Raw genomic sequence first — 9,056 nt, 5'->3', positions numbered from 1 at the left:
CAGTTCGCGTTCGCTCATTAAAATCAGTCCCAAAATCCGCATCCCAAATCTCGTTGCAATCAACGAGAAGGTGACACAGCGACGTTTCTACTTTGCAGAAACAGGACATTTTAACTTTGCGGCTACACATCAAAATCGCATAAGAGTAGTTATGGAACTACTCTTTGTTGCCAGGATACAGACATGTCCCGACGACACCAAGGCAATCAGCCCTGTTCGCGCACGGTCGTACCACTGCGCCAACCGGTTTCACCGGTCGAATAGCGCAACCGCTTGTCCTGGTACATCTGCAGGTCCGCGCGCTTTGCCACGGCTTCCAGTTTCTCGCCAGCGGCACTGGTGGCCCAGCCAATCGAAAAACTCAGCGGAATATTGGAATAGTACTGGTTGTTGATCTCGATCAGGCTGACAATTTCCTCGACGACCGCCACCGCACCGGGTTCATCGACTGCCGGCAGAAGCACGGCAAATTCATCGCCGCCGATCCGCGCGGCATAGTGCGGCGGCTTCACGGCTTCGCTGAGGATTTCGCCGGCCCGGCGCAACAGTCCATCGCCGACACCGTGGCCCCATTGATCGTTCGTTGTCTTCAGTCCGTTGAGATCGAGGATGACGATGGAGACTGGAAAGAACTCCCGGCGTTCCAGCCGGTTCAACTCATCGACGTAGAAGGCACGGTTGTGCAGACGCGTCAGCACATCATGCTTGCCGAGATATTCAAGATAAGCTTCGGCTTTCTTGCGCGCGGTGATATCGGTCAGCGATATCTGAACCAGTGACCAGTCTGTTTCGTGCCCGGGCAGCACGGAAAACTGCAGAAGGACATGGCGTTCGGTGCCGTCGAGCGCGTAATTGACCGTCTCGCGCTGATGGAACAGCTTGCCGTTCCACAGGTCGATCAGCTGTTCGCGGAAATGCACGTTCATCTCGTCCTTGAAGACGTCGGGCAAGCGGCGCAGCAAGGTCATGGCGTCCGGCGCCTGGAACAGCTTGAGCGTTTCGCGGTTCACATCGATGACACGGATTTCGCTGGCGCATTGCTGGACGAATTCCGGGTGAACATCGGTGAAAACCCGGAAGTCTTCGATGCCGCGGTTGCGCAGCCCGTCAAGCAGCTTCTTGATCTTGCTGAAATCCTCGACCCACAGGGATACGGGAGAATGCTCGAAGAGACCCTCGGCATAGCGCTGGCTTGCCGCGTGCTGCCGTCTCGCTTCTTCCCGGTCGGTCACGTCCTCGATGGAGATAAGGACCTTTTCCCAGCTTGTTTCATAGCCGGGCAGAACCTTGCCGCGCAGCTGGATATCGAGCCGCTTGCCGGACAGCGAATAGTTCACGGTGTCGCTGGAGAACTCGCCCTTGCCTTGCCAAAGCTGCGCCAGCTCCTGCACATGCGTCTGCAGCATGTCGTCGCGGAAAATGGCGCCGAGATTGGCGACGAGTTCGCTGAAATCAGCGGCTTCAAACAGCGACAGCGTCTTCTTGTTGACCTTGATGACGCGGATGAGCCTTGCGCAATCGCGCACCCGGTTTTCATCCTCGCGCAGATAGGATGTGATGTCGTCGACACCGGTCTGCCGGAGGGAATCGAAGAATTTCCGGACATCGCTGAAATCTTCCAGCCAGAGGGAAATGGGAGCAAGATCAAATGCGTCTATTTCGTCCTGATGCAAATTCAGCTTGTCCATCGGATTATGTCTCCCGGCCGGAGGAATATGGTTAACATTCCAGCCTGATTGGCAGCTTTGACGCTATTGTCAACTACTCCAAGTTGCGTTCACTGCAAATTGCACCGGTTCTCCCGGACATGTGTCCGGAAACACGCATCGGCGTGGCCTTTTTTCGCTGCGAGGGAGAGTCAGACACCCTTCCCTGCCGCCTCTAGTCCGTTGGTCTAATTTTCAGTCATTTCGATCTGATGTAGGTTTTGTGCAGGGGGGTAATCTAACGGAGGATGATTATGACAAACCCAGTATATGCAATTGCGACAGCCGATGGAGAGGCTCCGGTAGCCATAACCGCTGGTTGCACTTCGGTGTCTTGGTCGCCCGAAGTCATCTCGCTGTATGGCGATTCCGAAACAGTATTGGCTAAACTGAGCAAATTTAACCTTGAACTGGATAGTCGCCGCGTCTTCATCTTAACAGTTGAAGCAGGCGGAGACGCTGAAATCAGTTTTTATGAAAAGACCTCACCACATAAACTGACCGTGAAGAAGTGGAGGGGTACTTCGAATGGAAATCTTTCGGCTGAACTCGATTCAACTATCATTGAGAATAAAGGTGTTCACTGTATCGGTGAACAGTCAAAGGCAGTTTTGGACTCCTTCCCCAACGTGACGGAAAATACCGACGTACCGATTCCGGTAAATGCCAAAGCCGCATTTTCACACGCAATCCGCGCCTTCGGCAATAATTATCTGAAGGTTACCGTCTATCTCATGTGCTGAAAGAAGTCGCGTGTTCCGCCCTTGACGCCTGTCCGGTTAGCTTAACTAACGGAACGAATTTAACATACAAGCAACAGCGAATGTCAAAAACGGACCACCAGCTAATCTTGGACTTAAGAGCAAGGCGACACGCCGCTGGGAGACGTCACGAGCAATGACAGAATTTTCCCAGCCAGAAAATCGGTTGAAACACGGCCTTTTCCCGCGAACTATCCTGCCCGCGGACAGGACAGTTCGCGGGCTTGCCATTGCCCAGACGATGGGTGCCGTCGCCGCCGGTGTATATTTTTCCAGTTCTGCCTTGTTCTTTTCCAGAGCATCCGGTTTGGCGCCGCTCGAAATAGGCCTTGGCCTGACGCTTGCCGGACTGGTCGGCTTGCTTGTGCCATTGCCCATCGGCATTCTTGCCGATCGCTGGAACGCGCGCAACATTGCGGCGTGGCTGACCGTTGGGGCCGGCGTCAGCGACTGGATTTTCCTGTTGGTTAGCGGGGTCACGGCCTTTGTCATAACCGCCTGTTGCTTTGCCGCATGTCTGCGTGGCGCCATGACCGCGCGCATGGCGATGATTGCGACCCTTATTGATGCCAGCCAGCGCACGCAAACGAGCGCGTATCTGCGTGCGCTAGGCAATTGCGGCCTATCGGCCGGTGCCATGATCGGCGGCCTGGCATTGTATTTCGACAGTTTGACCGGCTATCGGCTGGCCTTTGCCCTTGGCGGGGCAATTTTCCTCGCTGCTGCTGCGGCCTATCGTTTGCTGCCGCCCGTGGCGCCGGGGCTTGCCACCATCCGGAAAGGTTCTCCGCTCACCGTGCTGGGAGACCGGCCCTATATGATCCTGACGCTGCTCAACACGGTCATTCTTCTCTACATTCCTCTGCTCAACATGGCGCTGCCCCTGTGGATTGCCCTGCACACCAACGCCCCGCTTTGGATCGCTTCGGTCCTCTATGGCTTGAACACGATAAGTGTCATGCTGATGCAGGTGCGGCTGGCGCGCCGGGTCACCAACGCTTGCGAGGCGCGCAGGTCGATCTTCTTCGCCACCCTTCTGTTGTCTGTGGCCTGTTTCTTTTTTGCAGCAATGGCTGTGCCGTCGACGGCATGGCTGACGGTGGTATTCGCTTTCCTGGCGGCCTTGCTGCATGTGTTGGGTGAGATGATGCACATGGCCGGAGCCTGGGATCTAAGCTTCCGACTGGCGCCGCCGGGGCAGGAGGGCGAATATCAGGGTTTCTTCAATACCAGTTCTGCGGCCGCCGAAATGTTCGGCCCCATTCTGCTCACGGCCCTGCTGGTTGGCTGGGGTTTGCCGGGCTGGCTGCTTCTGGCCATTGTCTTTTCAGCCACCGGCTTCATCATCATGGTCCTATTCGGCAAGCGGGCGTATCTGACACGCGACCTTTCGGGTTGACGGGAGGCGAAATCGTCACAATCTCACGGGCGGATCGAAACGCCCCTTCCCGGCCAGTTCGATCAGGAATGTCTTGCCGGCATTGGGATCGGATTTTTGCTCTGCTTCCGTCATGTCATGATAGGCAGTCGTTACCACCAGGGTTGCGGAGTCGGCGTCGATGAACGCCGGGCAGGATGGTTGCCGCGCCGGGGTTGCGATCGAACGGATGCGTCTGCCATCGGGCGAATAGACATCGATATGCGAACGGCCCCAGCACGCATTCCAGAGATTGCCGTCGCGGTCAACGACGGAGCCGTCAATGCCGCCGGCGTCCTTGTGCTGGTAAAAGACCGCGGGCTCGCCGATGGGCAGGCCGGTCTGCGGATCCGTATCGACTCGCCAGATGATATTGCGGGTGGTATCGGCGAAATAGCTGATGCGCCCGTCCGGCGAGAAGCAGATCGAATTGGTGATCGAAATGCCGGTGAAAAGGGTGCGCAGCTGCCCTTCCCGGTACCAATAGATCGATCCTGCCCCCTTCTGCGATTTCTTGCCCATGGTGCCGATCCAGAAGGCGCCCGCCGGATGGACGCGGGCGTCGTTCGAGCGGGTCACCGGATTGTCCGCCTCGATGGGCTGGTGCATGACCGTGTGTCCGGTCTTGCGGTCGCGGATGAACAGACCTGTTTCCGTCGCGATCAGCTGGCGCCCCGCATCGATCACCGCAAGCGCGCTCGCCATCTGGCCGAGCGGGTGGATGGCGGCCGGACCCCCGGCGCGCGGCTTCTCGAAAAGTCGGCCGGTGACGATATCGAACCACCAGATCGTGCTTGTCAGCGGATCGTAACCGGGGCCTTCGCCGAGTTCACATGGGTCGTCGTGCAGGATGCTGATCTTCGGTTGATCCATGGTCAGGCTCCGGCTTGGAAGGTGCGGTCATAGGCCTCGACCGTGGCCCTTGCCCGTTCAGCGACGTGGGAAGCGGATGCGCCGACCTTGTACAGGCTGGAACCCAGGCCGAAGGTGCGAACCCCGACTTTGGCGTAGGCGGCAAAGCCGTTCTCGTCGACGCCGCCGACTGCGCCGATGACTGTTCCCTTCGGCAGGATGGCGCTGATCGCCTTGATGCCGTCCGGCCCCAGGACGCTTGCCGGGAAAAACTTGAGGCCCGAGGCCCCGGCCTGCAAGGCGGCCAGCGCTTCCGTCGGCGTGAACACGCCGGGCATGGTGATCATCCCGGCCCGGGCGGCGGCGGCCAGCACGGCGGCATCGACATTGGGGCTGATCATCAGGCGGCCCCCCGCTGCATCGAGGCGCGCGATGTCGGCGGGATCAAGCACAGTTCCTGCCCCGATCAGGACATGGGACGGCAGTGTCTTTGCCAGGAGCTCGATGGACTGGAACGGTTCGGGTGAATTCAGCGGCACCTCGATGACATCGATACCGGCTTTCACCAGTTCTTCGCCGATGGCCAGCACTTCATCCGGCTTGACGCCGCGCAGGATCGCGATGAGATCGCGCTTCAGTTTCGGCCAGGGAGCGGACGATTGGGGCATTGGAATTATCCTTGTATGGCTGGCCAAAGCTGTGACGCGGCAACGAACAGGCCCTTGCGCACCGCTTCATCGGCATCGACGATATCGAAGTTCAGGCCGGCAACGGTCATGGCTTTGGCATAAAGCGTGGCCATCGCGCCGGATGCGACGAGTGCAATGGTGGCCGAGGTGCCGAATTTTTCCTTGGCCCCGGCAATTTCCGTTCCGATGAGCAGACCGGACAGCCGCGACGCGGCACCGTCCGGCGGCAGATTTTCCAGCAGCATCGCCGCGCGGATGCCAAAGAGCTCGCCCAGCATGCGCCGGTTGCCGCCGAGCATCAATTCAAGCCCCGCGGTGAATTGGGGGTGGTCGGGTGTCACCGCTTCCGCGGCGTTGCCGATGGAATGCCGCAGGATCGAATGCCCGGCCAGAAGCGCATAGAGCTCGCCGGTCAGGAAGGTGGAAAATGACGTTGCCCTGCCCTCGTCCAGCTCGACCCATTTCGAATGCGTGCCGGGCATCGCCACGAGGCCGCTGCGCAGATTGCGCGCCAGCATGGCACCCAGCAGCTGGGTTTCCTCGCCCCGCATGACATTGGGCGCGCTGCCCGACTGCGACAGACCGGGAATGATACGCACATCGCGCCTGATACCGGCAATCTTCACCGCCCCGGAAAGAATGGCGGTGAGATCCGCCGGAACCGGGACATAATTGGCTTCCACCCAGCCCTGACGCGAACCCGCCATGCCGCAGATGATGACCGGCAAATCCACCGGTGCGCGCAGGCTGGCGAGATGATCCTCGAGCGTTTCAGCGAAACCGCGCGCGCGGGAGGTATCCAGACCATCGTCCGAGCGCCGCTCGGCAACGACATGGCCTTCACGGTCGAGAAGCCAGAGGCGGAAACGGCTGGTGCCCCAGTCGGCAACGGCATAGGTTGCAGCGGTGGTCACAGATAGCCTCCATCGACAATCAATGTCTGGGCGGTGAGCATGCGGGCGGCATCGGAGGCGAGAAACAGGCAGGGGCCGACCATGTCACCGGGCTGGATTTCTTCCTTGAGGACCTGCTTGCCGATGTGGGATTTCAAACCGTCCTCCGTCACCCAGAGTTCGCGCTGGCGGTCGGTGATGACCCATCCCGGCGCGATCGCATTGACGCGGATTTTCTCCGGCCCGAGGCGTCCGGCAAGGCCTTTGGTCAGGCCGATAATCCCAGCCTTTGCAGCGGTATAGGAGGGAAAGTTGCCCTGATTGATCATGAAGGACGTCGAGGTGAAATTGACAATGGAACCGCCGCCCGCCTGCCGCATGCCCGGCACAACGGCCTGCGCGGCGAAGAACTGCGGACGCAGATTGACCGACTGGTTCTTGTCCCAGTACTCGACGGTCACATCATCGATGTCGTGCCTGTCGTCCCAGGCGGCATTGTTCACAAGCACCGTCACCGGGCCGTGGGCCTCAATGGCGCGGCCGATTGAGGCACGCAGCGCTTCGATATCGCGCAGGTCCGTATTGAGATAGAGCGGCCGGTTGCCATATTCGCGGTCGAGGCGCTCTGCCAGTGCCTGCGAAGCCTCATCTGCAATGTCGATGAAGGCAACGCGCGCGCCCTGACGCACGAAGCCTTCCGTCAACGCTGCGCCGATCCCGGACCCTCCCCCGGTGATCAGGACAGAACGATCTTTCAGGTCAGGGAAAATCGCCGAGGGCATCATGAGAAAATCTCGCTGCAACGTTCCATTATTTGGAACTTGATTTGACTATATAGAATAGTCATCCTATGGTGCCGAAAGTCAAGAGGCGGTTGCGATTCAATGGGCAAGGCACGGGAAAATTCAACGGGGACGCTCGGAAAGGCGCTTGAGGTCGTGCACATCATTGCATCATCGCCCGTACCGCTTCGCTTCACCGATGTGCTCAAACTGTCCGACCAGCCGCGTGGCACGCTGCACCGGCAAATATCCAATCTGATCGAGGAAGGACTTCTCGACCTGAACCGGGATCACTCCTACGGTCTCGGGCTGCGCCTGCTGGAGCTCGCCTCCAGGGCCTGGGCCAGCAATGATTTTCGCGCCATTGCCGAACCGCACCTGCAGAGACTGCACGAGCAGACCGGTGAAACGGTTCATTTGGGCGTGTTGCGGGGTATCGAGGTGATCTATCTCGACAAGGTCGAAAGCCGGCAGAGCGTGCGCATGTATTCGCAGATCGGCAATACCGCCCCGGTCTATTGCACCGGCGTCGGCAAGGCAGCCCTGTCCGCCCTGCCCGACGACGAGCTTCAGGCGCGCATTGCCCAGATCGCGTTTCGGCGTTTTACTCCGAGCACGCTGCCCGATGCCAAGGCGTTGCGGCAGGAAATCGAGCAGATCCGGGTGGAAGGCAATGCCTATGACCGGGAAGAACACGAGGCGGACATTTGCTGCGTTGCCGCGCCGATACATGCCAATAACCGGCACTTCGTTGCGGGCATTTCCGTCACCGGCCCCGCCTACCGCATAACTCCGGAAGTCTTGCAGTCCTGGGCTGGCATTACCCGCGCGGCGGCTGCGGCAATCATGGCAAACATGGCCACACGCCTTTCACCCCGCGCATAGGCTTTCGGTTGCATCAAATGCCGACCGCACCATTTGACGGCCCGCTTGCAAACCGGTCCGTTGCGGCGATAATGGCGTCCGTCATGCCGGGACTGGTTGGGGAATGACCCGTATTGGGCACGATGACAAGCGTGCCATCCGCCCAGACCTTCGATAACTCCCACGCGGTGACAAGTGGGGCTTCAAGGTCGAAACGGCCCTGAATCATGACACCAGGAATTCCCTTCAACAGACTGGCTTGGTTCAATAAAATGCGGTCTTCCAGCCAGGCATTGTGATGGAAGTAATGGGTGATGATGCGGGCGCGTGCCAGGATATAGCGATCATCCGACCATTTCGGTGACAGTTTTGCCGCGGGATCGACAAGAATGGATGCGGACTCCCATGCATGCCAGTCGCGCGCCGCCTGCAAACGGATGGCGGGATGCGCATCGTTGAGCAGGCGATAATAGGCAGCGACAAGATCGTCATCGGGCTCATCGGTGTTTTTGGCCAAGTCTTGCTGCATTGGCTGAGTGCGTGGTTCGACAAGCTCACCATGAGGGAGGTCTTGTTTCTGCAGGGCACTCAATCGCCTCATGGTGAGCTTGTCGAACCACGCACCGGAGACATGCCGGGCATTGTCCAGCTCAGCACCGCGCCGGAAATGCGCCCACTGCTCGGGAAACAGCGGAGCGATGCCGCGATAGAGCCAATCGATCTCGGATCGACGCGTCGTGGTCACCCCTGCCACCACCAAAGCCCGGACACGCTCCGGATAGGCCTCGGCATAGGCAAGCCCGAGCGTACAGCCCCATGACATGCCGAACAGAAGCCAATGCCCGATATCAAGATGCGCGCGCAAACATTCGATATCCCTCAACAAATGTTCCGTCGTGTTCACGGACATATCGGTCTGGGGATCGCTGGCATGCGGTATGCTGCGTCCGCAGCCCCGCTGATCGAACAGGATGATGCGGTAGCGCTCAGGATCGAAGAAACGCCGCGCGTTTGCGGATGAGCCGGAACCCGGCCCGCCGTGCAGCACGAGGGCCGGAATTCCCCGCGGATTGCCGCAGGCTTCCCAATGGC

At 59.3% G+C, this 9,056-nt stretch carries 8 protein-coding genes and 1 pseudogene; 3 read left to right on the top strand and 6 right to left on the bottom strand.

The features are described 5' to 3' along the window. Positions 1-206: 206 nt before the first annotated feature. Positions 207-1,688, bottom strand: a complete 1,482-nt coding sequence (locus tag RDL77_RS20000; RefSeq protein WP_223614597.1) for a sensor domain-containing diguanylate cyclase — start codon at positions 1,686-1,688, stop codon at positions 207-209. Positions 1,689-1,960: 272 nt separating this feature from the next. Between RDL77_RS20000 and RDL77_RS19995 the strand changes: the two genes are divergently transcribed. Then, the gene (locus RDL77_RS19995; protein WP_288194442.1) at positions 1,961-2,449 is read left to right on the top strand and encodes a hypothetical protein; all 489 of its coding nucleotides are present in this window, start codon (positions 1,961-1,963) and stop codon (positions 2,447-2,449) included. 154 nt (positions 2,450-2,603) lie between these two features. Further along, entirely contained in the window at positions 2,604-3,866 is a 1,263-nt protein-coding gene (locus RDL77_RS19990) for an MFS transporter (protein WP_288194441.1), read from the top strand. 15 nt (positions 3,867-3,881) lie between these two features. On the opposite strand, the gene RDL77_RS19985 is transcribed toward RDL77_RS19990, so the two are convergent. From RDL77_RS19985 to RDL77_RS19970, 4 genes are read right to left on the bottom strand one after another with little or no spacing between them, the layout of a single operon-like run. Further along, positions 3,882-4,757, bottom strand: coding sequence for an SMP-30/gluconolactonase/LRE family protein (locus RDL77_RS19985; RefSeq protein WP_223614599.1), 876 nt, complete (start codon positions 4,755-4,757; stop codon positions 3,882-3,884). Positions 4,758-4,759: 2 nt separating this feature from the next. After that, complete coding sequence (locus tag RDL77_RS19980) at positions 4,760-5,404, bottom strand: 2-dehydro-3-deoxy-6-phosphogalactonate aldolase (RefSeq protein ID WP_288194440.1); 645 nt, start codon at positions 5,402-5,404, stop codon at positions 4,760-4,762. Positions 5,405-5,409: 5 nt separating this feature from the next. Then, complete coding sequence (locus RDL77_RS19975; protein ID WP_288194439.1) at positions 5,410-6,339, bottom strand: 2-dehydro-3-deoxygalactonokinase; 930 nt, start codon at positions 6,337-6,339, stop codon at positions 5,410-5,412. Next, positions 6,336-7,103, bottom strand: coding sequence for an SDR family NAD(P)-dependent oxidoreductase (locus RDL77_RS19970; RefSeq protein WP_288194438.1), 768 nt, complete (start codon positions 7,101-7,103; stop codon positions 6,336-6,338). The genes RDL77_RS19975 and RDL77_RS19970 overlap by 4 nt, the downstream gene beginning before the upstream one ends. A gap of 99 nt (positions 7,104-7,202) precedes the next feature. Here RDL77_RS19970 and RDL77_RS19965 point away from each other — a divergent pair, with 99 nt between their 5' ends. Next, the gene (locus RDL77_RS19965; RefSeq protein WP_288194437.1) at positions 7,203-7,985 is read left to right on the top strand and encodes an IclR family transcriptional regulator; all 783 of its coding nucleotides are present in this window, start codon (positions 7,203-7,205) and stop codon (positions 7,983-7,985) included. Between the two features lie 13 nt (positions 7,986-7,998). On the opposite strand, the pseudogene RDL77_RS19960 reads toward RDL77_RS19965, so the two are convergent. Next, positions 7,999-9,054 (bottom strand): annotated as a pseudogene (locus RDL77_RS19960) (alpha/beta fold hydrolase); the annotation flags it as partial. Positions 9,055-9,056 lie beyond the last annotated feature (2 nt).

Source organism: uncultured Phyllobacterium sp., from assembly GCF_902479695.1.
Taxonomy (GTDB): domain Bacteria; phylum Pseudomonadota; class Alphaproteobacteria; order Rhizobiales; family Rhizobiaceae; genus Phyllobacterium; species Phyllobacterium calauticae.
The sequence above is the reverse complement of the archived record's forward strand: the minus strand, read 5'-3'. Positions and strand labels throughout refer to the sequence as shown.

Excerpts from the sequence above, each read along its gene's own strand:
- RDL77_RS20000 (WP_223614597.1), bottom strand. The coding sequence starts at position 1,688 with ATGGACAAGCTGAATTTGCATCAGGACGAAATAGACGCATTTGATCTT.
- RDL77_RS19995 (WP_288194442.1), top strand. The coding sequence starts at position 1,961 with ATGACAAACCCAGTATATGCAATTGCGACAGCCGATGGAGAGGCTCCG.
- RDL77_RS19990 (WP_288194441.1), top strand. The coding sequence starts at position 2,604 with ATGACAGAATTTTCCCAGCCAGAAAATCGGTTGAAACACGGCCTTTTC.
- RDL77_RS19985 (WP_223614599.1), bottom strand. The coding sequence starts at position 4,757 with ATGGATCAACCGAAGATCAGCATCCTGCACGACGACCCATGTGAACTC.
- RDL77_RS19980 (WP_288194440.1), bottom strand. The coding sequence starts at position 5,404 with ATGCCCCAATCGTCCGCTCCCTGGCCGAAACTGAAGCGCGATCTCATC.
- RDL77_RS19970 (WP_288194438.1), bottom strand. The coding sequence starts at position 7,103 with ATGATGCCCTCGGCGATTTTCCCTGACCTGAAAGATCGTTCTGTCCTG.
- RDL77_RS19965 (WP_288194437.1), top strand. The coding sequence starts at position 7,203 with ATGGGCAAGGCACGGGAAAATTCAACGGGGACGCTCGGAAAGGCGCTT.